The sequence below is a fragment of the Sporosarcina sp. FSL K6-5500 genome (assembly GCF_038005665.1).
Classification (GTDB): Bacteria; Bacillota; Bacilli; order Bacillales_A; family Planococcaceae; genus Sporosarcina; species Sporosarcina psychrophila.
Map to the genome: position 1 here is coordinate 4,305,740 of NZ_JBBOTP010000001.1, position 24,102 is coordinate 4,329,841.

The window sequence follows — 24,102 nt, forward strand, 5'->3', positions numbered from 1 at the left end:
TAAATTGACTATGCTATTTTTTATCATCTTCATGTTTTCGCTACCCGCTGTCGTATTTTTCGTTGTAAGATTCTTCATATTTTTCATCAAAAAAGATAAAGAGAAAAGTACAAAGCAACTCAAAAGTGTCATCATTGCATCAATAATCACGATTGCATCCGTCACTGTATTCGCATCCACTTATGAGAGTGAAGACACCGTTCAAGCGGTCACACCCGCGGATAACCAAACACCGATTAAAAATAATTCTAGCTCCGACGAAAAAGACTACTATATAAATAAATTAAAACCCGATATCGAAAAGATGATAGGGTCGTCGGATGATATTTGGGATGTTCATTGGGAGGCTGCATTTGAAACTGTTTTTAAATCAGAGGTCAATAAAAATATTTCACTTGGAAGTTTGAAACAGCTAGAGCCCAAATATGAACAAATTCGTAAAGTTGCAAAGGGATTCGATCACGGGGACTTGAAGAGAGAAAATAAGAAGCTTTTTATTGAATTTCAGGAGGAGTACGAAAAGTTCGCAGAGGGACGCGTTATAGCTGGTAAGATGGCCGTGAAGATGATTGAAAGGTCAACACTCTCCCAAAAGGAAGCGGATGACATCAAAGATGCTACGAGTGATGCGGATGACCATTTAATCACAGCGCTGCTAGCTCTCACTAGACTAGAAAGTAATCTGGGCTTACTTGTAGCCGAATGAAAACAACGACCTTTCCCTAATCGGATTGGTCGTTGTTTTGTTGCTTCATACTTCACAAGTCAATAAACAAACAATTCAAATTTACATATTGACAATTTTTGATAAGAGAGATATATTGAAGATTGGTTTCCTAACCGAACCAATTAAATGCAATCCGGTATCCGCAAAATATCGGATTAAAAGGCGTCCATTCTTAATTGAGTGGGCGCCTTTCCCTGTTCACTATTCTTCACAATGAACCCCAACTATATCTGAAAATAATAACCGTTCTACCCCGAATGGAGTATCTAATATCATGACCCTCGTCTGTTCATTGATATCCTCTATCTTTCCGCCAAAGTGTTTAACTTTTCCATTACTCCACATTGCCACATGCGTTGAACATTTACGCATATATGCGATTTCAATACTTTCTTGAATTGACTGTAAATCAAAATCATCCAGCTGTGGTCGTTCCGTGTAATGATCTTTATCCATCCACTTTCTAAGCTCTATAACATGTTCAGGTAACATCATCGCCATTGACCACTTTTTGGTCCCTCTGTCGTGAATATTTTCTAACATCATTGCCCCTCCACAATGCTGATAGTACGCGGGAATGAATCGATATAATTTATATAACCATTCTTCCTCATTTTGACCAAGTGGCCATGAACTGTGGAAGAAGAATTGAGACCTATACCACTTGTTATTTCCCGTGTCGTAGGTGAATAACGATTCTCTGCGATATAACTTTTAATAAACTCAAAAATCATTTGTTGTCGATTATTCATTAGACTTCATCCCCTTTTCAAAGTAATCGTTCATCAACTCTTCCGTCCTGTTGCGTAGCCGTATGTTCATGTAGCGCCTTATGTCTTCGTAGCCATTATGGATAAATGCATACTCGATGAACGATCCGTCTTTCCCCTTTTTAACCAACTTCAAATTTCTGTTTCTTGCATAAGTATTTGTATCTTTCAATTCAGCTCGTACGGTCTTTAAAGTATTTTCAACGATATTAATATAAGGCCCTTTTAATTTGAACGTACTTGTTTCAATTACTTCTCGGTCTCTCTCCAAGATACTTATAATAATCGGTAGGTAAATCATATTCTCGAAATACGGCAATGCATCTCCTGGGATTAACGGCACGACTCAGATCACCATGCTTTCTTTATGTACGATGGGAACGAGTGCGAGTATGTTGTCGATAGTGAAAGTCCGCTTTGACTTCCTTAGATGACAATAGGCACGGAACGAGACCTCACCGACCTGTAGTACGTTGATTCTCCGTTTGCTGATTGAACCATCCTTTGCGATATACATCATATCTAAGAACTCGTTATACTCTGCAGACTTAACTAATTGATTACGCACACTCGTTCCCCCTTTTCATTAGTATAGAGAATGAATGTTCGTATTGCAAACAAATAAAAAATAGGTATATTGGTAGTACCTAGGTATAATAGGAAAGTATTAGAAAAAGGGGGACTTTATAATGGAAAATGCGTTGAAAATGATTGAAGAATTTCAAATACCTATTGTAAAAATAGATCCTAAAAGGGGCTACTGGTTAATTAGAACCCAAGCCGGTCTATATTTTGACGAATTTCATTTGGATCAATTCATTGGAGTCGGATGGAACGAGTTTAATGAACCTGGACATTTCAAAGAGAGTAATAAGGAACGCACTATGGAAACGATTAAAGACACTCTTGAAGACGTTCAAGCGTGGAGGGTATTCACTCAACTTAAAAGGTTCTTTCACGAAATAAAGGTTGGGGATATAGTCATGATCCCCAGTGTCAATTCTACACATATTATTTTTGGTGAAGTCATGTCTGATGTCTATTTTGAAGAAATCACCGAAGAGACAATAGAAGAGGAAACATGTCCTTATGAAAAGAGACGTAAAGTTAAATGGATTAAAAGCGTAAAAAGGAAATCATTAGACCCGTACCTATATAGAATGATGCAGAGTCATTTTTCGATAAGTAATGCTAGCGAATACGCCGATGCAATTGATAGAACCCTGCATTCTTTTTATTACAAAGGTGATCAAGCGCATTTAATTTTGAAAGTTGAGCAGGAGAACGATATTCCTTTGTTGGATTTACTTGATGCATTACAGGCTCCCTTAGCACTGGTAGATGTAATAAATGAATTGGATCCAGGTTCATCCAACTTTAACAAACGTGATTTAGATGCAAAACTAAGGGTTCAATCTCCTGGAATGATTGAGTTAGCTTCTGCCGGACCAGCATTTGCGTTAGTCGCAATTTTAGGAATGGTTATTGTTGCCATAGTTGGTGGTAATCTCAGTTTTAAAAAGACTAAACAAAACGGAGACCAAACGGAAGGAGCACTTCAAACAGAAGGCTTATACGAGAAGTTATTAAAATGGAGACACCAATCCCATAAAATTGATATGGATAAAAAAATGTTAGAAGTCGACGACGCAACTTTTAGTAGAATGATGGCCATTCAATCTCAACTTAACCGCGCAACCGAGACTTTAAAAATGGAGTTACCAATAGAATTAACCAATCTTGAAAACGAAACTGACATTGGTACTACAGAAATCGTGGTGGTCGAAGAATCAGTTGTAGAGGAATCAGATATAGTGGATTAATTTAAAAATGCTACCTCATTTATTAAAGAGGTAGCATTTTTATTTATAGGGGGATGAAATATGAAAAAACCTCATTATAATAAAAATCGAACATAATGAATATAAAATAGGTAAAGGGTAAAATCCATTATAATTCACATTATTAATATTTAGGATGATACCTACAGTGAACATTTGCAAGAGGGATAACACACCAAATAGAGCTAAAAACACACCTGATACTGAGACTAAATGCAATATTTTACGTGTACGCGGATTCATCTCTAGGTCCATTTGATCCCCCCCTTTATTTAATCACTTATTATATGGTATGCATGTATATCCATTATAGTTACAAAAAACGAAAAATACAACGATTTAAAATAGCGGCCTAATAATAAATGCGACCGATCAATAGTTTTTTTGTGGAACGGCCACCTTTTACTTAGGTCTTATTTATTTACCGCAACCGTATATTTAACCGCTAACCCCAATACATCCGCGTCTGTGATCGTATTGTTCCCTAGCTTATCAGTCCATGACGAATTAGCTCCTGCCTTCACAGCTGCAGTTACGATGATTTGACGATGTGCTTTGCTCAATAAAGAAGTTTCTGTTTCGGTTCTTAAAGTTGGACTTGAAAACTTCAATTCGACAGCCTCCTTTTTAACGGATGCCGGCACGTCTGCAGCTACGTTATTCCCATTACCTAACCTAGCACGAACCAATGTCATATTAATGCCAGGGCATGAAGTGGACGTGCCACTAAACTCGTTATGACCTAGTACGTCTGTAGCAAGTAATCCAAAACGTTTCATGGCAAGTTTACACCGTTCATCAAACGTTTTTTCTTGCGCATCCGTGAAAGATCCGTCACCAACAACACAGATATGGTAAGTATTCGTATTATGGTTACCAATTCCGTTAGTGATTTCAACAGGATCATAACAAAGCTGTACGTCACCATTACGCAAAATGATTTCGTGATAACCACCTGTTCCCCAACCTTTTGTTTTATTCCAGTATGGCCAGAATGCTTCCCAGCTTCCTGTTGGAGTAGCAGAGTGATGACGGGCAATCTTCTTAATGGCCGATTCTTTTCTGGTGCCGTTAGTCCGAGGTGTTACGTTTCGAATATCGATGATAACCATTATTTATCACCTTCATTTTTATCATTTATTAACTCTTCCACTTTTGCACTAATTGCATTATCGATCTTAGCGGTGTTTAATTGGTGGTCTACTTTCGAACCAATCAATTCCTCACGAATCTCCTCTGAGAATGACTGATTGCTTGATTCGATGACTTTCAATTTGGATGCTAATCCTGCCGGAACTAGAACGCCGAGTTCAGCCATATTTTCCATGATGCTGAGTGCTTCATTTACGATATAAAAAAGAACGGTCGCATATGTTACCGCTCCGCTCATACCAAGTATTTGGTCGATAATATTAGCCATAATTATCATGACAAGGACTAGCATTTTTCTTGCATATCCAAACAGGCTCTTTCGACTCCACAAATTCTCATTCTTATAAGCTTTAAAAATGCCTGTGATGATATCAAGCGCCATTAAGATTAATAAAAAATGTAGAAACTTAACTCCCCCGAATAAATACATGTGAACTATTTCTAATTGACCCAAATTAAAACCTCCCATTATTTTCACTCCTTATTTTTTGAGTAAATAAAAAGAACGCTCCCATTACGGAACATTCTCGGTTGTTACATCGGTGGTAACACGAAATCATATGTTATTTTCATGGTTTGTTTATTGGTTTTTGTAATTGGAACGTCTAGCAATGAACGGGAACCGATGAAGAACTTCGGCAGTTCATAAGATGCTGCGAATAAGATACCGTCCGCAACCCCCCGTATGTTGTGATCTGTCATAAGTGTCACATACTTAAAGTCGGAAACACTGTTTCTCCCCAAAAACAATTTATTCTCTTCGTCGATAAGCAATTTCCCTTCGCCGTACGAGCCACCACTTTGCGCAAGGTTACCTAACAGAACCCTTTTCAGTTCAACGAAATTAACATCGTAGAAAATTAGTACGGCCGAGCTAGAGGTATAATCACCAACAATAAATTCTTGTGTTACTTCATTGAAACAAATACCTCCAGTATAACCCGTCCCAAAATCTTTAACATTTGTTACGGCAGTAGGGTCACTAAGAGCGGCTTTAGTTATTGTGTTTGCGCCGTTGTCCCTAACGTAATATATTGTATCGTTCGTAATACAAAAATCTTTTACACCGTTTCCACCAGGGACTGTATATGTGTTAATTAATTCCCAATCTTCCCCATACACTTCTAATTGTGTTTTCAACAAGTAATATTTCCCCTTATATTTTTGGAGGCTTAGCAATCCTGTTAGTCTTGGCACAGTCGCAGGTGTTGCCCTAAGGGCACTTGTTTTGGGATGAAAGTAAATACTCTTGAATGTGCCGTTTCCAGCATTTGTGGGAAAATCAAATACCATACGGACACGTTCAGCCTTTGTAGAACTCTCAGCCACATTATACCCACCGCGCAGCAAGTCAGGTCCGGTGTATGTCACATCTGAATAAGCGAACCCAATTAACTCGCCCTCACGAAGCCATTCTTTTTCTGGCGATTCGTCATGCTCTGCAGAAGTCAACGACATCTGCGCAAATGGATCCGAGTACCGGCTGTACAATGAAAACCCTCCAGCAGGTTTCATCTCTAAAAAAACATCTCGCATCTTTGCTTTAAATAAAACATCGTATACACTTTTTGCAATAAAATTATGGGTATTAACTTCATCACTTTTCTTCCCTGTCAATTCATCAAACAGCTCTATTTTTATTAAACCTTTAGGCTCGAATTTTGGCATTACGATATTTTCAATCATGTGACTTCCTCCAATACGATTTTATGCAACGCAGACACGTTCATGGTATTCATGGCAATGTTTTCGACGACAGTGGCAGGACCAATCGGCACACCTTCATTCCCCCCTGCACCACCACTTTCAATACGTCCAATCTTAACCGCCAATTGACTAAATGAGTCAGCCGGACTTGCTGACACACCTTTCGCAGTTACCGCAACAGCAACTAGCGTTTTTCCGTCATTGGCTTGCGTAAAAGCTTCTTCTGCTCTATCCATAGCGGACTTCACTTCGGGTTTAGTAGCGAATAGGGAAACGTCGGGTGCAGGACCAGGTTCACCTTTCAGTCCGCGTTCACCTCGTAAACCGTCAGTTCCTTTTGGTCCCGTGTCGCCTTGTAATCCTTGCAAACCCTGTTCCCCGGGAGTTCCATCGGCGCCCTTTTCACCTTGAATACCTTGTTGACCTTCGAGGCCGTCAGCACCTTTGGGACCTGTTTCACCATCAGCGCCAACAGGCCCCTGTAAACCGTCAATGCCCCGTTCTCCATCTTCACCTGCAGGACCGGGTAGTCCATCTTTTCCATCACTACCGTTTTCCCCTGGTAAACCCCGTTCGCCCGGATCACCTTTTTCACCTTGCAGACCAGGTAAGCCGTCTTTACCGTCAGTGCCATTTTCACCCCGAGGACCAACAATACCCTGCTCACCGTTATTACCTTTAGGACCGGTATCTCCTTGCTCCCCCGATTCTCCTCTTGGACCAGGTTCACCATCGGCGCCGCGTTCACCCTGGATACCTTGCTCTCCTTGGTCCCCTTTGTCACCCTTAACCCCTTCACCTATTAATTCTTCCATTTGTACTACTAAATCTTTTGCTTGACCGATAACAACCGGACCATCTACAAGTACCGATTCAATCAGTGTTTTTTCCGACTCTGACGGAACATAATCTGACGATAAATCACGCATGACGTTGTAGGTGAAAGAAATAGTAGATACACGACCATCCGCGTGATACATCTGTACAGATGCACGTACAGTACCTACTACCTCTGTCTCTGTCGTGCCCAGTAAAAATGTAACTTCATTCTCACCAGTAACGATTCCCGTTGGCGACAGCACTGCTACGCCGTCTAACCGCAAATTGGATAACGTATATATAGTACCGTCCAGCAAAGCGTCATCTTGTCCATTGCGCTGGATTTTAACGACAAACTGTATTGCACTGTCACCTTTTGTCACTTTGATATTTTGTGATTTAATGACTTTTTGAGTATCCAAGGTAATATGGACAGATTCCAAATTGTTTCATCTCCTTTTTTGTGATTAAAAAGAACGCCGATTAAGGCGCCCAATGTATATTATTCAGGTGGTGAATCCCCACTATTTGCAGACAAAATAGTAGTAACAATTCCGTTTACCACCATCACAATAGCCGAATAAACGGCATATATCTCATGCCAACCGATGGCTGTTTCGTCATTCTCCCAGTATTTTCTATCAAAGAACTCCATCACATCTAACCCGACCGGTAACCATCCACTATTGTTACTATCTCCCGTAAAAGTGATAAATGCTTCTGCTCGGCGGTCGTAACCCGTCAAATCAGGAATTGGAACCACTCCCTCGGGTGGTTCGGAAGAAAGTAGGTCGTTTGAATTGGCGAACAGTGACATCATTCGACCATGGTCTTGAGAACGGCGTTTCAACCTTATTTTACTCACCTCACCAAACGCTATCAGACCCGGTATATCTATAGGTTTTTCAGTAACTTCAGTCTTTAACCCGTATATCTTATACTCCCCATCCCACCAACTTTCTAGATTATCACTTATGATAATTTCTATGCGTCCCCTCCCGTTCTCCGGAAACACACCTGGAATGAATATTTCTCCACCTACCAATATCCCTTCGTTATAGCCGACCCATCCGTCACCAAAATCAACTGAAATATTTACATAGTACAAAAGATATTCATCTTTCAGTCTGATAAAAATTCCATCTAAAGGTTCCTCAATTTCCAAGATACCTCCGCTACCGCCGTCTGTTTCATCCAGACCCGGCAAACTTAAAACACTTATTCCACCAACGTCATATGATTCTAGCCAAGTATCATTCTCGGTATTATCAATGATATTAACGGTCGCATCCAGCCGCGAAGAACCACGGATGTAAATTGTGTCATCTATAGGAATGGGAATGTCATTAATAATATTTTCTTCCAATTCATCGACATAATCCGTGAAATCGCGAATACGATTACCGATACTCACTTGGGGATTAATCTTTTGAAACGGATTTCGACTATACGTAATAACGCGTAGACGTGTATCAATATCAAGTGGAGGATCTAGTACACGGACCACATCACCAAGATTTACAGTCGCTAAAAATGCATACTCGGCTAAGTGCTTTAAATCTAGCACGTCAACCTCATATGCATAGCTTGGGTAACCGTCAATAATACTTATTTCTTCTGTAACTCCGATTAAGTTTTCACCGAGTACAAATTCGAGATTATTATCCGTACCACGACGTTGCACAAGGCTGACGGTGTATTTATGCCACAATAGTTCAAAGTCGAGGTAGTTAGCTAACTCAATCAGCGCTTCCCTCACGTTTTTGGAGGACGGTTTAAATTCAACATTCCCTAACCATTCTACCGTCCCCACTTCAAATCCTGTCCCACCCAGTAATTGATTCATAATGATGTCGGGTGATGAATCGAATTCTTCATCTTCTTGAATGGGATAGCGACTTAATTGATAGGATACGTGATCACATGCAATACGTACTGATACAGTCGAATTCCTATTTTTTATTATGCGGGAATGTTGAAAGTAATCGCCGTCCACCTCTATTAGATTTGGATAGTTTAATAATACTGTTTTTTCATCCATTACCGTTTCAAAAGAAAAGGTGTAACTCGCATTTAATTCTTCGTTAATTTCGGGATTGATCACATTGACGATTTCACCAATTATGCCCGTTGCGTTATGAATTATGAGTTTATTTCCATCCAATTAACTCACCCCAACGTAACTTTTATTTGTCCGAATTTCACCTCGACGGCCATCCCTAATTTCAAGTCAATCAAGTCATACAGCATGCCGTGAAATAGTAAATTCCCACCGCTCAATGCATCACGGATACCGAGGTGTGTCACGAAACCGATATTGCGTTGCACGACAGGGAATACAATCCGATTGGTATTAGTCACAGACGTTTCTCCCATTGCCGAAACAGGTGGAGAGAACGTCACAGGTTGACGCGCGTAGCTTGTATCGGTAACTTCTGCCCCTGTATCCCCATCGGTTGGGTCAGAAGTATATAACGCGATAAATGCCCCATTGAGACTTTCAGCTAATAATTTTTTCTCTAAATATGTGCTCATATTTGTCATAAAATCACTCCTCACCTTGTGGAAGACTACATCTGAAACTCACAGTGAAATCTCCGATACTTTCAAAATCTGCAACCTGTTCAATAGTCAAAGAACTGATTACTTTTGCGCTGTAAATATAAGTAGGATCATCATCAAAAACTAACGGTTTCCTCGCAATTGTGGACAGCCAGGCACCGACTAATCTAGCAGTAGAATATAAATTTTGTGTTGTATCCTTCACAATTGTAAAATCTGCCTCCACAATAATATCCCCGACCGATTTGTCAGCAATTAATATGCTGCCATTACGATGGGGGATATCAATGTAAGTATCTTTTGATTCGGGCAAAATGGGACGCCGTGATGCAGTCATAGTGAGTCCTAATGTACGGCAGTGTATACCGTTAAAGGTCAACCCGACAATCATCCTTTTCCACGCCCCTTTCTCTTTTGGTCCTGTTTAGCTAATAATTCACGTGCTGTATATTTAATCGTTTTTCTCGCGATTACTTCACCGTCTAATTCGACAGTTAAATTAGTATCTCCACCGCCGAAATTGCCGCCCATAGCATCCACAATGCCTTTTCCGATGTCGCCTAATGTCTTAGCATTAAGAGGTAGAACAGCTTCAGGTCCAGCTTCTCCTGCGCCTTGTAACTGTCCATTCGATGCCCCGAATATAGTAGGCTGCTGGAAAATGGCGCCTTTTGCATTCCACTTAATATCGAATTTCGGAACACCTTCGTCAATCCATTTCAGTGGGTTCATTGTGCCCTCAACTTTGAATTCGGGCATTTTTAACTTGGGCCATTTGAATTCGAAATTGAAGAAACCTTTAATTGCATCGATTGCTTTTTTCACAGCTTTCCTGGCATTTTCAAACATATCGGTATTCAATTTCGGGAATTTCAGCGTCAAGCTAGAGAAGAATCCTTTAATGGCTTTAATTGCGCCATCCACAGTATTCTTTGCAAGAGTAATCGGTTTGGATATAGATTTCTCAATTCCTAACCAAATTTCGGTTATTTTTTTTGCCAGTAATCCTAAAATATTCAATGTCGTATCTTTAATTTTCCCGAAATTTTCAAGGACGAATTTAACAGCTAAGCCAAGCGGGCCAGTAATTACCGCTAGTATTGTTTTCCAATTTTCACGTAAGAAATTAAGGATTGACGTACCAACTGATTTAATGGTGCCCCAAATTCCGTCCCATAATTTTTTGAAAAAGTTGCTAATCGGCTCCCAATTTTTAATGACGACAAACGCTATCGCGGCTATTGCGGCAATGGCTGCTACAGCTATACCAATTGGACCTGTTAAAGCGGTAAATACTAACCCGAGTTTAGGTATAAGTCCGACTAGGAATCCGAATGCCTTGGTTAATGGGACGAGTGCTCCGGTTATGGCAGGTAACAATGCGGGTATGGCTGCGACTAAAGGGGCGAAAAACGCGAACGCTCCAGCTGCAATTGTGATAACTGCGGCTAAACCAACAATTATGGAGGTTAGCCCGGAATTCTCTGCCGCAAAATTAGCGAACACACCTACTACTTCTGCAACTTTAAGCAACAGCGGTGAGAGTGCTTCCATTAATTCCTCAAACGCTTCTTTGATTTTAACGGTCGGCGTATTATCAAGTTCACCCATCGTTTTATTGAAATCTTTTTGCGCTTTTTCCATTTCAGCCAGAGCATTTTCACCGTTCAAGAGTGTGTCAATAAGTTTGTCGCCTTCGTCCTCCCATTTTGAGCCAAAAACCTCAACTCCTAGCGCATTCCGCAACGTTGCATCTTCAATGCTGTCCAACCATCTGACCATATCCTCGAATGCTTGGGTACCCTCTGGTCCACCTTTGGCAACCGCTGCGCCCCAACCTTCCAGTTCGTCGAATACCGCTTGTATTTCCGCTGTATCGGGTGGATTCTTCGCTAATTCCAACTTTTCGGCATTCATTTTTTTAAATGATTCCATTTCAGCAGCGTGTGATTCTCGTACCGCATCGGCTTCATTACTTAGCCGCTCACTCAATGCTGATTTACGTTGATCCTGCTCTTCTTTTAGCGCTTCTAAATTAGCAGAAGAGGATTCTTTAGCGGCTTCCATTCGCGCTTTATTCGCTTCACTAATAGCTGCTAAACTTAATGTATTCTGCTCTTTTAATGCTTCTTTCTGAGCGTCCTGCTCTTCTTTTAAGACTTCTCTTTTAGCGGCAAGCATAACTTTAAGGGATTCTAATTCAGCCTTGTTTTCTTCGCTTAATGCATCCAGCGCATCTTTAATTTCCTGCTTGGATATTTCTTTTTTATCATCTTGACGTTCTTTTAATGCCTTTTTCTCGATGTCAGATTGCTCTTTTGTCGCTTCTTTTTTTCCATCAATTTCTTCTTTAAGAGCTTCTTTTCGAGTATCCGATATTTCTTTTACTGTTTCTTTTTGCTGTTTTAGTGCATCAGTCTGAACTTTTCTTTCTTCACGAATAACATCCAGTCTTAACTTTTCTTCAAAATCGCGTAATGCTTTTAAAGCCTCCGCGCGTTCTTCGCTAGTTGCAGCAATGGCAATTCGTTTCTGTAATTCGACACGTTTTTCAGCATCTTCACGTTGTTTGATTGCGCGATCTTCCGCCGTCGTTCTAGCATCTAATGCGTCAATCTGACTATCTAGTGATTTGAGCTGATTATAACGCTCTTCATCCACAAGTTTTAGACGGGCATAATATTCAGCATCAATCAATTTCATTTTTTGTTCAGACGCTTTTTCAAACGCTTCGACTTCAAGTTCTAAATTCTTTTCGAGCGCCTTTTGTTGTGCTTCGTAATTTTTAGTTACCTTGTCGTAATTTGTGGACAGTGATTTTTCTAATACCTTGTGTTGGTCGTCATGACTTTTGGAAACCGCCTTATACTCAGTTTCCAATGATTTATCCAATGCTTTCTGTTGGTTATCATATTTCTTAACCGATTTATCATAACTAGCAGATAGTGACTTTTCTAACGCTTTCGCTTGATTATCATAGCCTTTTGACACGGCTTTATATTGAGCATCTAGCGACTTGGATAATGCATTTTTTTGTTGGTCGTGACCTTTTGATACCGCTTTAGATCTGGATGCAATCGACTTAGACAATGCAGTTTCTTGTTTAGCAAATCCTTCTTGCATTGCGGCAAGTTGTCCCTCAGACGCTTTTTCGACACCGCCTTTTATCGCACGAATGGAATCCTTCATAGCATCAGAAATGCCTAAACTGAATTCCCTTGCCTTAACAATTCCTTCTTTTAATCCGTCTAGCAATCCAGTTACATCACTAGAACCTGTAGAAACTGCGGACGCAATTAACCCTTGAACTTCTTTTACTGTGTAGCCCATTCGCTGAAATTGATTCCCGAATTCAGCAATAACACTAATTTGCTCCGGTGGTAAACCGACATTAATTAAGTTGTAAATCAAGTCCAGCGCTTCTTCATTGGTGCTACCTAACACCTTCGAAATATTGTTAACTTCTTGGATGACATCTACGAAATCAAGACTAGTATACATTCTCGTCAGTGCCGCTGATCCTTCCACAACACTACTATTCATGTCATCAGTGGCATCTTTATTCAGTGCCCATTGACGCCGCATACCTTCTAACGCCGCTTCTCCATCGACACCGTACTTTTTAATGTCGGATAGTGAAGACCGTACAGCTTCTTTTGATTCTTCGGGAACATTAAAAGTAATGTCGATTGTTGATGCAATATCGGCTTCCGCAAGTGCTGCAGCTATGATTGCACCTAATCCGAGTCCTGCGACTATTCCGCCTAACGCTTGGAATGCACCACCTAGATCACCAACCGAATCTTCTGCAGCTTCGGCATCATCAGGAATATCGGATAAGTCATCCCCAAATTGATGTAAAGTAGTTCGGGCATTATTAAGTTGAGTTTCCAACCGCACGACTTCATCTGAATTGTCACCATATGCAGTACGTGCCTGGTCCAACTGATCCTCTAAAATTGATACCGCGCGTCCGGCCAAACTAGTTTGTGCGGCTAATCGACGTTGAGCCAATTCCAGTTTTTGCGCTTCGGTGGCATTGGCGCCCAATTGTGCGGCTTCTAATTCAAATGCACTGATCACGTTACGTTGTTCTGCTTCCAGTGATCGTCCACTTGCTTGTAATTCTCTTAATGCACCCTGCGCCTCACGTGCCGCTATAGCTTCATCTGTCAGCCCCTCGTTGACTCGTTGCATAGATTGTTCAAGTCGTGAATGAGCGGTTTCAGCGGATAGCAATTGATTATATAGTTTCTGTAATTCAGCAGCAGTTGTATTCGTATCTGCAGACATTGCATCGTATTCAGCACGTAGCATTCGGACTTTTTCAGTAGATGCGTTCATTTGCGTTTCAAGTTTCTGTTTTTCAGCAATTAATTTTTCAGTCATTGTAGCGTCACGCCCCATTGCAGCGACGTGGTTAGCGTACTCTTTAGCAGCAGTCTGCATGACCATATTAATTTGAGTGAGCGTCTGAGCGTACTGGACCTGTCCATTCATCTGAAAATTTAATACTACGTTACTAGGTTGTTCGGCCATTTATTTTCACCTCATCTCTTTCTATAAATGTGGAGTCTGATCAAGCGTATAAATTTGTTTGTTTTCTTCTTCGTTGAGCGCCTCCGGATGGTTATATTTCAAATGCATAATGTACTGTTTCATTAGATGGTTTGGTGTACTTTCGAAAAAATCTACCCTACTCCAATTGAGTAACGTATTTCCTACATAAAAATAAAAATCCCAATCTAATGTTTCGGATTGGGATTTTAGCCTGTCAGTAAATACGTTCTTTACTTTTTTTCAGTTTTTAATTTCTCCATGTCGGTAAATTGGAAGTTTTGATTGTTAAAAATACCAAGTACCGTCTGGAAAATAGCGGGCAAATCAGATGGTGGAATCGACGTCTCGATTTCATATGGCGTACAATCTGTACCTGCGCTTTTCACCATTGCGTAAATCAAGGCGTTCATCAATTTCACTTCTTTTTTACCAAGTACGACCTTTCCGTCTTTCAACATATTGTTCAATTCTTTTTCAAATATGCCATATTCTTTTCCGTAAGCTTCTTCTACGAGAGGAAATGCTGTAAATGTGAAGAGTACAGGAATTTTGACACCTTGAATTTTAATAGTGTCTTGGTTAATTTTTATATCGATTAAGTCGCTAAGTTTCGTCAATTGTATTTCCTCCTCAGACTATTGTTAATGTCGATGTGCCTTTTTTCGCGGGATCTTCCACAGACGACGCGGTGATGGTTGTTACCTCACCAGCAATTACATCTGCTAGGACAGTTGCTAGACCAGATGAATTAATAGTTGCGATAGCTAAGTCACTCGATGTCCACGTGACCGCTGTATTGCTTGTACCCGTTACCGTTGCAATGAACTGTTTAGTTCCCCCTGACGCACTAGTCACGTTTGTAGGACTAGTTTTCACGACAATAGGGTCAACCGGGAAACAATGTTACTAATTGAGATTCGTCGCAAACAACTTGTTCCATGAATTTCTCAGCTGTGATACCTGTTGCACCGTCACGTGCCGAATTGAAATCCGCTTTCGTTACGTCGTTGAATAAAAGTGGTGAGGCAGTCATAACTAACTGTTGTGTCGGGATAGTAGTTTCTTCTGTATTCGTCGTGTAGCTTTCTTGTGGAGGAGTAACCTGTACACGTGGATACCAACGCGCCACTTTCGAATCATCATTTAGTGGTGCAATAAATCCTAGTGCAAAGTACGGATATTCTTTAGGTTTCGCGGTGTCAAAAACGATACCTTTTGTTGCAAGATAGCCCAAGACTAAATCCATAACTTCCACAGGGATTGAAGTATGATCAAGTGTTAATGTGAACGTACTATTTTTAGTAACGTTTACGAACATTTTATTTGAAGCCCATTTCACCGCGTTTGTCTGATTCCCTTGGATGCCGATTGTTTCAATTGTCGGGATTCTGTAAATTTCTTCATCGTAAGTCGGGTAAGCTGAATCTGTATCTTTCCCGCCTGTCATAATAGCAATATATAAATCCTCTACCCCAACCGGATATAACATTTCTTTTGCTTTCATCTTCTATCATCCTTCCATATGGTTAATTATTTCACTGATCATTATTTCTTTAATATTGCCCATTTCGGAATCGATTGTGTTACGGACAAAATGCAATCCTGCAACTCTACCTTTCCCGCCTGCTTTTTTATGACCATGTTCGGCCAGGAACCAATACCATGCTTCATCCTCAAATGACACGACTACTTTGTCGCCTTCAATAACTACTTTTAGGCTGTTGTGTAAATGAGTTTGCCTATTTCTGTCCGTTATATTGATTCGCGGTTTCAGTTTTTCGGCGAAGTATTCAGCAGCATCTTTCAACACATCCATTTGGACTTGTTGATTTACATTTAACAGTGTATTTATGCGATTGAGTCCATCCGCAAAGCCATTATTATTTGTCACTGTACGCACCTCACGTTCGTGATGTATTGTGTGACAGTGCTGTCGTTCTCATCGTATGGTCCACCGCTGAACATGCCGTATTCAACTTCGTGAGTATTAAAAACGGTTTTCAATGGTTCATAATCTGACTCGGTACCATTGGTAATAACGGCGATTTGGTATAAAGGCAACGACTTAATCACCTTGTTGGATACACGCCTGTGCTGTTCGTTTACAAACTCGTAAACAATGTACGGATACTTGGCAGTCGTCGGTGCATTATCGCGATAGACGGGGATGCCAGACTCTTTCATGATGCTTCGTAATTGCTGTAGATTAATCTGCATAAGAGAGTGACACCTCCATAATGCGCTCGTGTTCTTTTACGTAAATACGTTCGATATTGTAGATACGCTCATTTATTTCAACGCGATATTCTTTTTGGTTATTTTCGATTTCACGATCAATGCGCACTTCGATTTTCTTTACAACTTCATTGGTAGGACGTTCTGCAAATATCTTATCCGTGGAAGTAACGCCGATATTGTTGTAGTTCATTTTGCGTTCGAATGGATATCCCATGACTACACGATCAGTTTCGGGATCTATATATTCGCCAAGTTTCAACAAGTCGGCAATCCATTTAAGATTATTAGTCTGTCTCGTCGCCATCAGCAAACGCCTCCTGTACAAAAAATGGAGTCATCGCATCTAGTGCTTCACCGAGTTCTTTTTCAGCGACTCGATATTCATAAAAAATACCTGCAGTCATGATGATAAGATATTCCGTTTGTTTGCCAGTTGCCGTTTTCACATATCTTTTAGCTTGTGACAAATAAAAAGAGAGCATAGAATCATCCATGCCCTCCTCCCAGTGAATGTGAGACTTTAATTTTTCGGTTAAAGTATCCACCTTATCACTCCTCTTATGCAGTTGTTCCAACTTCGTAACGGTAAACAGCCGGTTCGATCGGTGAGTAAATTAACTGACCATCAAGCAAGTTGTAAATCTGGAAACCGATTTTATTCTGTCTTGCGTATTGCTCAACAAGACGCTGAATTTCCAATTGACCAACAACATCCTGAATGTGGAAGGCAGAGAAATCGCCGAAGTAGAATACAGCTTTAGTCCGGTCTGGACCATCTGCCGCATCCGTGAAGTCGACATTGTGACCAAGAAGACGATAACCTACACCATCAGCAGGTTCGTGTAGTAACGGATTGCCGTTTCTGTCCGTCATATCTTCCAAAATAGTTAGTGCCGCGCGGTTGATAATCCACATTGATTTCTTCAAGACTTCCGTAACCGGCTGCCCTTTAAATCTTACAAGTTCGGAATAAAGTTTTTGAGAATATTCATCTTCGTATAAAACGATTGGCGTTGATTCGATATATGGTACTGCTTTTTTAGCAAGCGCTCCAGGGTTCTCGTTTCCTGCATCATTACCATTAAACATGTAGCTAATTTCTTTACGTACATATGCTTTTTTCAATTCTTCCAAAACGATTTCTTCGATATCTACGCCTGACATTTTGATTAACTTTTTAGTGACAGTTGCAAGCGCATCGAACTCAGCTGGATCGAGTAGAATCTCGTCAAATTCGATATCGGTTTCGGGCATATCCGTGGAACGTTCTTTCTTACTAACATTTGCTTCTGCCTTTTTAACAAGTACTGGGTATTTAATGTTTCCAGTCGTTTTGTGGGTAGAACCATATTTACGTAACAAGTTTTCTTCTTGCGCATATGTGATTACTTCGCTTGCGATTTCATCCGGAATCGTTACCGAACCACCGCCGACTTCGATTCCTAGAGAGCGAGCTTCCTGTTCGGAAATTTGACCGACAACAAATTTAGCGAATGCCGAACGAATTTCAGCGCTACGTTTTTTCGTTGATTTCGCATTTTTGGTAGATAGTGCATTCCGAATTGCGGCAGATGCAGCAGGATTCTTTTTGTTGCGCGTAGATTTTTTTCGACCTTTTCCGCGTGCTTCATCATCAACAATTTCATCTTCAACGTCGCTCGCTAGGTTATCTACGACGTCGAGGCTGTCGTCGATTTCTTCTACGGCATCTAACAAGTCTTGTACTTCATCTACCAAGTCAGTGATTTCCTCTTGCAAATCTGTCACTACTTCTTCGTCAACGCTGCTACGCTTTTTATAGTTTGAGCGTTTTTTTCGTTTAGCGCGCAATAATTGCTTTTTCAATTTCAAACGTTCTTCATCGGCAACGGTTTCATCTTCCAATTCTTCTTCAATCGCAACAATTTCTTCGTCGATTGTTTCAAGTTCATCGTCGATGACTACTACTTCTTCTTCAAGCGCTGCGACTGCATCAGTCAGTTCCGTGATTTCAGTTTGAAGATCATCCACTTCCTCTTGGACCGCCGTTACATCTTCTTCACGGACTTCGCCTTTTTTCATGCGTGTGTCCAGCTTGTTCAATTTAGCCTGTTTTCTTTTAAGCATAGCCAACATTTGTTTTTTATTCATAATCCGATACCCTCCAAGGTTTGATTTATTTTTTTTATTTGGTTAATAATTTTCATGCGTTTTTCAACATTTGCAGAAATTTCTTTGCTGCGGACAACAGATGCTTCTGTGTCGTCATATGCGGGAAGTGACACTATCGAGATTTCATAAAGCTCCACTTCGTTAATTTTTCTGTGAGCGGGTTCAACTGAATAATCCCATTCTTCAATCGTGGGATAGAAACCGAATGAACATTGATTGATATCACCACGCTCCATGCTCACCACTAAGTCGCGCGCTACGGAAGTATCAGGTAATTCGATTTCAAATTGCAGCCCTCTTTCATCTTCTGAGAGTTTCAAAGTGCCGCTTTTCATTCTTCCTAGCACATTGTCCCAACTGTGATTGAATAAGGCGCGAACGTCACTTTCTGAAATAGCTTTCGCGAATGCGCCTGGTTCAATTTCTTCCGTAAACCAATCGCAAATTTCAGCCCGCGAATTAAATACAGCAGCGTAACCACTCACCGTTACAGGTTCATTTTCCAAGCCGTTTCGTGTAGTCAGATTTTTAATTTCAACTACCCGTGTCTCCATCTTTTTCGGCATTTTCATCTTCACCTCCCTTCAAGGAATCGTCAGTCACTTTTCCTAAATCCTCACCAGCAACTAAATCTTTAGAAATATAAAGTTTAGTAGCTTCAGGGGAGTTCAACTTTTGGAATCCAAGCATTCCTCTCGAGTCATCCGGTGTCGTGATCATAGTGCGGACCAAGTTAAACGCGATGTTCGTTTTCGTGGAATACGTGACGAAATCCAGAATATTAATCACAGCTTTAATACGCAAATCCGAATTCGGACCGAAAAAAAGAAGACTCAAATGGTCTTCGAAGTTTTTCATTATTGGTTTAACTGCTTTGTTATGCATGTACATCATGGCTTTTTCCAAGTCCGCTTTAATTAACGCGGTATAGGTATCCACATTCATGCCGAGGAATTTCCCTAAATCTTTTTTATAAACATTGAGATAGGCAAGTGTCTTATCATCGTCGATTGGTGACTCCATCGCTTCGATTACATAACCTTTTCCGAGAGGAATCATTTTTACTGAACGTGATTCATCAATCTGTTCTAACTGATCGAGTACCGCTTTAATAAGCTTGGATTGCGCACCATTAGCCGGGTTAATATGAGCATCCAGTTTGAGCAGGAACGCCATTAACCCACCTTTGGAATACTTGTCAGTCAATACTTTTTCAGCGCTCATAACACCTTCTAACGTGCTCTTGCCAAGTTGCATTAATCCGACACCATTGAGGTGATTGATTCCCATATTTTTTATATGTCGAATCATCGAACCCGGTATCGACTCGCCGCCAATTTTAAAATGCTCAATCAATCGGTCATCCAATTCCGTGTATACGTTAGTTGCCAAATGGAGTTCATCCATATCCAAAACGGGGAACACTTCACCTTGCAATAAATAAGTATTCGTCATCAGCTTCATAAATTCTGAACCCGTCAAATAATTATTTGGATTCCGCAACGTTCGCAATGCTGAATGATTCTTGACTTCGTTCCCGTCGCCATCTTCCACAATCCAGTTGGCCAACATTAGCTGATTCGAAATATCCTGCATCAATTCGTACACATCCGATGACTCCAAAATGTTGTCATCATTTACATATCGCCCACCGTATCGAATTGAACCGCTCATAGCCTTTTCAAACCATCCGCGCTTTTCGGCCTGAGTATATAAATAGTTAGAAAAACTATCTCTTAATCCCAATTTCTCACCTACTTTCATTTACAACTACTGCTACATAACGGTGTAGCGAAACCGAGATTTGGATCAACTCCTTTCTCCGCATATTGCGATAATGCTAGACAATTTATCATCCACGAAAATAGCAACGGTTGTATTGGTTATAAAACAATATTGGATTTTGATTCGAATATCTTTCACAACAACCACCTCATCGATAAATATCAGCTAATAACTCATCCATGCCGTCTTCATCCACATCATCCATGAGCATCATCGTTTCTTTATGGGCAACTAAAAAGGCAACTAATCCATCGATTTTCTTTTTAGACATTCGCTTGGAAGGTCCTTTCATGCCGTTGATATTTGTGATGACAACTAGATTCAATGCGCAATAGACAAACAAAGGATTATCCGTAATTATTTTTCTTTCATAAAGTAATCGCTCTGTATCATCAATCATGGCATTCATGACGTTTGGATATTGATTGACTACTAAACATTCCAGTCCAAGATTCTCACATTTCTCAATGAGTTTTTGCGACATTGCAGGGTCATAATTAAGCTGCTGCACATCATAAAGTTCCATGCATTCTTTGATATAGTCCAAGACTTGATCCTGGTCAATCATCTTCCCATCGCAAAACGTAACAAATCCCTGCGCAACTAAATCGGTGTAAGGCACGTTATCCTCTTTTTCCCTAAATTCAATGTCGGCATTCGGGATGAAGTACATTTGTTTAACTTTCAGAATCGCTTTTCCTTCATCATTAAAGGATGGGAAATTCAAATTGACACAAGTTAAATCGGTGGTTTTCGATAGGTCCAATCCGAGGTAACAGGTTTCACCGGAAAGGTCCCCGAGTTCTTCAGTCGATACCAATACGTGTTCGACTTGTTCCTGCTCAAAGTAGTTTTCCGCACCGTTGACGAACACGTCCAAGTGCTTCGATAAAAATTCAGCTTTTTTATGAGCTGATTTCATTGCTGAAATAAATTCTGTTTCAAGCGCACTCATGGTTACTGATATACCAATATTCGGATTGACCATCGCCCATACTTTACGGTCTGTCCAATCGTACTTTTTGTTCGGCTCGTAAATCATGACAAAAATCGAATCGTTATCATCGGCTTTTAGCGTGTCTTTTGCTTCGCGATATACGCGCATTCCAACAGACGAGGAGCCTTTTCCTGCAGTAGATATACTAAACATGATAGGTTCATCGCGGCTGATTTGAGCCGACTTAAAGTTGTCGTATTGGTCCATATTTTCTTGTGCATGGAGTTCGTCGTTTAATACAAAGTGCGGATTCGAACCCTCAATTGATAGGATGTTTTTCGACATAACAATGAACTCATTTTTAAACGCTAAATCATCATGAATGTAGCTATATGTGATAGATGCTATATTGCCTTTTGCGCCCGCGTAAATACGACTAACTTCTAATAAAGCATCGTGATTCATGATTGTTGCTGCAAACGGTTTGGCTGCATATTGAGCCTGGTTAAAGTCGGACGCACAACAATAGCAATCCGCACCAAGCGCACCCTCACCGTACATCGCATAGCCTAATGCGCCTACCGCAATTAATGTTTTCCCATTCTTTTTCGGCACCTGGATATAAGATTCACGAATAACACGGACAATATTTCCGTTTTCATTTTTATGAACCCAGCCGTAAATATTTGAAAATGCGAACCGCTGCCAATCTTCCAGGACAAGCGGTTTACCCGCAAGATTCCCTTTGACGTGTCGAACGAAAGTCTGAACCCAATCCAACATTTCATTTGCACGATCAACATCGAACCAAATATCTTTTCGTTTTTTCCATTTGTAATATCTGTCCACCATTAATTTAATAGTATCGGGATATTTCTTTGGATTCTTTCGAACTTTCTTTGCGAATAAATCTGCGTAATTTACGCCTTGCTCGATACTAGTCACATGATCGCCACCTCCTAAGTTTTACGCCACTTGTTACGGTGATCGTCCAATTCGGTTACAACCGCTTTCGGCTTTTCAACTTGTTCATTTTTTCCGACGGACGAACCGCCAGTGACAATCCGGCCAGCTTTAGATTTATTTGTTAATCCTAATAAATCCAGGGCTTTTGTTTTTTTATCGGACCACGTTTCAACCTGTTGGGCCAAAGGATGTTTTGAATTATTTGTCGCGCCAGCCTTGTTCGTATGTCGCTGTGTGGACGGGAAACCTTTATCTTTCCATTCGACAAACATTGTTTGATAGATTTCGAAAATGTCCAAATAGGACTCAATCAGCGGATCAAGGGTAAGTGTGTAAATTTCAGCATCGCGCATGATCTTCAATATACGCCCTTTTTCGGCATCTGTTTTTTGGACTACGATTTCACGCCGCTGCTTTTTCGTGGACAATTTACACACCCCCCTTTGTTTTTTAAAAATCTTGTCTAGCGCGAAAGAAGCCCCAATTGTAACCTATCTTTTCCTAACCGACTTTTTTATTTTTGGGTAGGGGGGCTTCAACTTTTTATTTCAGAAAACTTTTTTAAATTTTATTTTATTTTTTATAAATTATTTTCCGAAAAACTTTTTTAATTAAAGTAACTCGGGAAAACTTTTTGGTTTCCAATATTATTTTCTTCGATCGTGTGGCACACGCTGCAAAGTAATCTAAGATTGTTCTCATCTAATTTCATCAGCGGATTCTTTTTAACAGGTACTACGTGATGTACATGTGCGTTGCGTCCGAATACAAATGACTTGCACCGTTGACAGCATCCTCGCTCTCTGTCGTACACGTAGGACCTTGTAGACTTCCACACCGCTGAGTTATAGAAGGATTTGTTTTCATGATGGTAAATATTTTTCTTACTTTTCTTTTTCGGTTTAACACGCTTATGATCTGGACAATATCGACCACGTTCTATTTTTGAATCACAACCGTTGAAATCACAGTACTTCATCTGGTTCAGACAGCAAATTAATAATGTCATCCTTCTTCTTCACATGGGATGGAATCTCTATTTTTAGTTCAGCAGCATAAGCCCGTAATTGTTTTGGTGTCATATCTTCCAAATAGATTTCACTCTCATCAACAATGCCAATACCTGGATTCAATCCATCTGGTTCAGACAACATAGATGGTGGATCTACTGTAATTTCAAAGTCAGGTTTTTTACCTGCAGGTACAAATACCGATTTCTTTAATTCAGTGTCCCAGTACTCCGTACCGTTAGCTGTCTTTCGGGTTTCTACAATCATTCGATATCCTCTCCTTTTTTATAATAGAAAAAGAGCAACTACAATGAGCTGCCCTTTCGTCGGTTCTTTATGTTCTTACTATAATCCCTTTTTTCAATGGTTTCTATCGCTCAAACTCTGCATAAGTAAATGTTAAGTCGAAACTTCATTTGCGTATTTCATCATCCTCATGATCTGCGCATGCTTACTATAAATATAGTTAGGACTGTAATTCAATTCAGCGGCCACGGTTTCTAATGTCATTCCGTTTATATATTTCATTTTAAGGATTTTATGTTCGAGTCCGCGGAATGTACCTATCAATTCGACAAGTGTAAATAAATCATCCCGCTTGCATTGTAATTCATTTCTAATGCGTTCAATAGATTCTTCTAACTTGGCACCATTAGACTCGGCCGTCAATTTAACATTTGACAAATCACCTTCAACCCATCGCCTTAACTCACGTATTGAACGATCGAGATTATATTCAATATAAGCAATTTCATCTTCTAATTTCCGATAATCACGTAGCCACTCATACATTTGACGTGTACACCTGCCTTTTTGAGCAAAATGCGTTACCTTCTGCTACCTTCTGTTACCGCTGTGAGCCCTTGGTGTTACTGAC

The 24,102-nt window shown here is 40.3% G+C and carries 28 protein-coding genes; 2 read left to right on the top strand and 26 right to left on the bottom strand.

What is annotated here, in order from left to right:
- Positions 1-4 precede the first annotated feature (4 nt).
- Entirely contained in the window at positions 5-706 is a 702-nt protein-coding gene (locus tag MKX62_RS20610; RefSeq protein WP_340742185.1) for a hypothetical protein, read from the top strand.
- A 222-nt stretch (positions 707-928) separates the two neighbouring features.
- Here the strand turns inward: MKX62_RS20610 and MKX62_RS20615 are convergent, their stop codons facing one another.
- From MKX62_RS20615 to MKX62_RS20625, 3 genes are read right to left on the bottom strand one after another with little or no spacing between them, the layout of a single operon-like run.
- Positions 929-1,270 (bottom strand): YolD-like family protein, encoded by a 342-nt coding sequence (locus tag MKX62_RS20615; RefSeq protein WP_340742186.1) that lies wholly within the window; start codon positions 1,268-1,270, stop codon positions 929-931.
- A complete protein-coding gene (locus tag MKX62_RS20620; RefSeq protein ID WP_340742187.1) occupies positions 1,270-1,479 on the bottom strand; it encodes a LexA family protein in 210 nt (69 codons plus the stop codon). Before MKX62_RS20620 ends, MKX62_RS20615 begins: the two co-directional genes overlap by 1 nt.
- On the bottom strand, positions 1,472-1,840 hold the full coding sequence (locus tag MKX62_RS20625; RefSeq protein WP_340742188.1) for a hypothetical protein: 369 nt from the start codon (positions 1,838-1,840) through the stop codon (positions 1,472-1,474). Before MKX62_RS20625 ends, MKX62_RS20620 begins: the two co-directional genes overlap by 8 nt.
- A gap of 346 nt (positions 1,841-2,186) precedes the next feature.
- Between MKX62_RS20625 and MKX62_RS20630 the strand changes: the two genes are divergently transcribed.
- Positions 2,187-3,320, top strand: a complete 1,134-nt coding sequence (locus tag MKX62_RS20630) for a hypothetical protein (protein WP_340742189.1) — start codon at positions 2,187-2,189, stop codon at positions 3,318-3,320.
- Positions 3,321-3,751: 431 nt separating this feature from the next.
- Here the strand turns inward: MKX62_RS20630 and MKX62_RS20635 are convergent, their stop codons facing one another.
- The 23 genes from MKX62_RS20635 to MKX62_RS20745 all read right to left on the bottom strand — a co-directional run bounded on the left by MKX62_RS20635 (position 3,752) and on the right by MKX62_RS20745 (position 24,017).
- Positions 3,752-4,450, bottom strand: a complete 699-nt coding sequence (locus MKX62_RS20635; protein WP_340742190.1) for a peptidoglycan recognition protein family protein — start codon at positions 4,448-4,450, stop codon at positions 3,752-3,754.
- Positions 4,450-4,959 (bottom strand): phage holin family protein, encoded by a 510-nt coding sequence (locus tag MKX62_RS20640; protein WP_207149735.1) that lies wholly within the window; start codon positions 4,957-4,959, stop codon positions 4,450-4,452. The genes MKX62_RS20635 and MKX62_RS20640 overlap by 1 nt, the downstream gene beginning before the upstream one ends.
- Positions 4,960-5,024: 65 nt before the next feature.
- Complete coding sequence (locus MKX62_RS20645) at positions 5,025-6,176, bottom strand: hypothetical protein (RefSeq protein ID WP_340742191.1); 1,152 nt, start codon at positions 6,174-6,176, stop codon at positions 5,025-5,027.
- A complete protein-coding gene (locus MKX62_RS20650; protein ID WP_340742192.1) occupies positions 6,173-7,459 on the bottom strand; it encodes a BppU family phage baseplate upper protein in 1,287 nt (428 codons plus the stop codon). The genes MKX62_RS20645 and MKX62_RS20650 overlap by 4 nt, the downstream gene beginning before the upstream one ends.
- Before the next feature lie 59 nt (positions 7,460-7,518).
- Positions 7,519-9,180, bottom strand: coding sequence for a phage tail spike protein (locus MKX62_RS20655; RefSeq protein ID WP_340742193.1), 1,662 nt, complete (start codon positions 9,178-9,180; stop codon positions 7,519-7,521).
- 5 nt (positions 9,181-9,185) lie between these two features.
- Positions 9,186-9,560: a phage tail fiber protein gene (locus MKX62_RS20660; protein ID WP_340742194.1), complete on the bottom strand. Its 375-nt coding sequence runs from the start codon at positions 9,558-9,560 to the stop codon at positions 9,186-9,188.
- A 4-nt stretch (positions 9,561-9,564) separates the two neighbouring features.
- Positions 9,565-9,969, bottom strand: a complete 405-nt coding sequence (locus tag MKX62_RS20665; protein WP_340742195.1) for a distal tail protein Dit — start codon at positions 9,967-9,969, stop codon at positions 9,565-9,567.
- Entirely contained in the window at positions 9,966-14,117 is a 4,152-nt protein-coding gene (locus tag MKX62_RS20670; RefSeq protein ID WP_340742196.1) for a hypothetical protein, read from the bottom strand. The genes MKX62_RS20665 and MKX62_RS20670 overlap by 4 nt, the downstream gene beginning before the upstream one ends.
- 251 nt (positions 14,118-14,368) lie before the next feature.
- A complete protein-coding gene (locus tag MKX62_RS20675; protein ID WP_340742197.1) occupies positions 14,369-14,755 on the bottom strand; it encodes a hypothetical protein in 387 nt (128 codons plus the stop codon).
- Between the two features lie 13 nt (positions 14,756-14,768).
- The gene (locus MKX62_RS20680) at positions 14,769-15,014 is read right to left on the bottom strand and encodes an Ig-like domain-containing protein (RefSeq protein ID WP_340742198.1); all 246 of its coding nucleotides are present in this window, start codon (positions 15,012-15,014) and stop codon (positions 14,769-14,771) included.
- A gap of 10 nt (positions 15,015-15,024) precedes the next feature.
- Entirely contained in the window at positions 15,025-15,642 is a 618-nt protein-coding gene (locus MKX62_RS20685; RefSeq protein ID WP_340742199.1) for a major tail protein, read from the bottom strand.
- Between the two features lie 6 nt (positions 15,643-15,648).
- Positions 15,649-16,029 (bottom strand): HK97 gp10 family phage protein, encoded by a 381-nt coding sequence (locus MKX62_RS20690; protein WP_340742200.1) that lies wholly within the window; start codon positions 16,027-16,029, stop codon positions 15,649-15,651.
- Entirely contained in the window at positions 16,026-16,355 is a 330-nt protein-coding gene (locus MKX62_RS20695; protein WP_340742201.1) for a hypothetical protein, read from the bottom strand. The genes MKX62_RS20690 and MKX62_RS20695 overlap by 4 nt, the downstream gene beginning before the upstream one ends.
- The gene (locus MKX62_RS20700) at positions 16,345-16,680 is read right to left on the bottom strand and encodes a hypothetical protein (protein ID WP_340742202.1); all 336 of its coding nucleotides are present in this window, start codon (positions 16,678-16,680) and stop codon (positions 16,345-16,347) included. The genes MKX62_RS20695 and MKX62_RS20700 overlap by 11 nt, the downstream gene beginning before the upstream one ends.
- On the bottom strand, positions 16,661-16,921 hold the full coding sequence (locus MKX62_RS20705; RefSeq protein ID WP_340742203.1) for a head-tail connector protein: 261 nt from the start codon (positions 16,919-16,921) through the stop codon (positions 16,661-16,663). Before MKX62_RS20705 ends, MKX62_RS20700 begins: the two co-directional genes overlap by 20 nt.
- 13 nt (positions 16,922-16,934) lie before the next feature.
- Entirely contained in the window at positions 16,935-18,221 is a 1,287-nt protein-coding gene (locus tag MKX62_RS20710) for a phage major capsid protein (protein ID WP_340742613.1), read from the bottom strand.
- 281 nt (positions 18,222-18,502) lie between these two features.
- Positions 18,503-19,093, bottom strand: coding sequence for an HK97 family phage prohead protease (locus tag MKX62_RS20715; RefSeq protein WP_340742204.1), 591 nt, complete (start codon positions 19,091-19,093; stop codon positions 18,503-18,505).
- The gene (locus MKX62_RS20720; RefSeq protein WP_340742614.1) at positions 19,062-20,273 is read right to left on the bottom strand and encodes a phage portal protein; all 1,212 of its coding nucleotides are present in this window, start codon (positions 20,271-20,273) and stop codon (positions 19,062-19,064) included. The genes MKX62_RS20715 and MKX62_RS20720 overlap by 32 nt, the downstream gene beginning before the upstream one ends.
- A 187-nt stretch (positions 20,274-20,460) precedes the next feature.
- Complete coding sequence (locus tag MKX62_RS20725; RefSeq protein WP_340742615.1) at positions 20,461-22,101, bottom strand: terminase large subunit; 1,641 nt, start codon at positions 22,099-22,101, stop codon at positions 20,461-20,463.
- A 107-nt stretch (positions 22,102-22,208) separates the two neighbouring features.
- Entirely contained in the window at positions 22,209-22,643 is a 435-nt protein-coding gene (locus tag MKX62_RS20730) for a P27 family phage terminase small subunit (protein ID WP_340742205.1), read from the bottom strand.
- Between the two features lie 179 nt (positions 22,644-22,822).
- Complete coding sequence (locus MKX62_RS20735; RefSeq protein ID WP_340742206.1) at positions 22,823-23,194, bottom strand: HNH endonuclease; 372 nt, start codon at positions 23,192-23,194, stop codon at positions 22,823-22,825.
- Entirely contained in the window at positions 23,181-23,492 is a 312-nt protein-coding gene (locus tag MKX62_RS20740; protein WP_340742207.1) for a Rho termination factor N-terminal domain-containing protein, read from the bottom strand. The genes MKX62_RS20735 and MKX62_RS20740 overlap by 14 nt, the downstream gene beginning before the upstream one ends.
- Positions 23,493-23,624: 132 nt before the next feature.
- Positions 23,625-24,017 (bottom strand): hypothetical protein, encoded by a 393-nt coding sequence (locus MKX62_RS20745; protein WP_340742208.1) that lies wholly within the window; start codon positions 24,015-24,017, stop codon positions 23,625-23,627.
- Positions 24,018-24,102: the final 85 nt, after the last annotated feature.

Coding starts and splice junctions, on each gene's coding strand:
- MKX62_RS20630 (WP_340742189.1), top strand. CDS start 2,187: ATGGAAAATGCGTTGAAAATGATTGAAGAATTTCAAATACCTATTGTA.
- MKX62_RS20640 (WP_207149735.1), bottom strand. CDS start 4,959: ATGGGAGGTTTTAATTTGGGTCAATTAGAAATAGTTCACATGTATTTA.
- MKX62_RS20660 (WP_340742194.1), bottom strand. CDS start 9,560: ATGACAAATATGAGCACATATTTAGAGAAAAAATTATTAGCTGAAAGT.
- MKX62_RS20670 (WP_340742196.1), bottom strand. CDS start 14,117: ATGGCCGAACAACCTAGTAACGTAGTATTAAATTTTCAGATGAATGGA.
- MKX62_RS20665 (WP_340742195.1), bottom strand. CDS start 9,969: ATGATTGTCGGGTTGACCTTTAACGGTATACACTGCCGTACATTAGGA.
- MKX62_RS20700 (WP_340742202.1), bottom strand. CDS start 16,680: ATGGCGACGAGACAGACTAATAATCTTAAATGGATTGCCGACTTGTTG.
- MKX62_RS20735 (WP_340742206.1), bottom strand. CDS start 23,194: ATGAAGTACTGTGATTTCAACGGTTGTGATTCAAAAATAGAACGTGGT.
- MKX62_RS20620 (WP_340742187.1), bottom strand. CDS start 1,479: ATGAATAATCGACAACAAATGATTTTTGAGTTTATTAAAAGTTATATC.
- MKX62_RS20745 (WP_340742208.1), bottom strand. CDS start 24,017: ATGTATGAGTGGCTACGTGATTATCGGAAATTAGAAGATGAAATTGCT.
- MKX62_RS20685 (WP_340742199.1), bottom strand. CDS start 15,642: ATGAAAGCAAAAGAAATGTTATATCCGGTTGGGGTAGAGGATTTATAT.
- MKX62_RS20725 (WP_340742615.1), bottom strand. CDS start 22,101: ATGGTGGACAGATATTACAAATGGAAAAAACGAAAAGATATTTGGTTC.
- MKX62_RS20615 (WP_340742186.1), bottom strand. CDS start 1,270: ATGTTAGAAAATATTCACGACAGAGGGACCAAAAAGTGGTCAATGGCG.
- MKX62_RS20645 (WP_340742191.1), bottom strand. CDS start 6,176: ATGATTGAAAATATCGTAATGCCAAAATTCGAGCCTAAAGGTTTAATA.
- MKX62_RS20740 (WP_340742207.1), bottom strand. CDS start 23,492: ATGATTGTAGAAACCCGAAAGACAGCTAACGGTACGGAGTACTGGGAC.
- MKX62_RS20715 (WP_340742204.1), bottom strand. CDS start 19,093: ATGCCGAAAAAGATGGAGACACGGGTAGTTGAAATTAAAAATCTGACT.
- MKX62_RS20635 (WP_340742190.1), bottom strand. CDS start 4,450: ATGGTTATCATCGATATTCGAAACGTAACACCTCGGACTAACGGCACC.
- MKX62_RS20695 (WP_340742201.1), bottom strand. CDS start 16,355: ATGCAGATTAATCTACAGCAATTACGAAGCATCATGAAAGAGTCTGGC.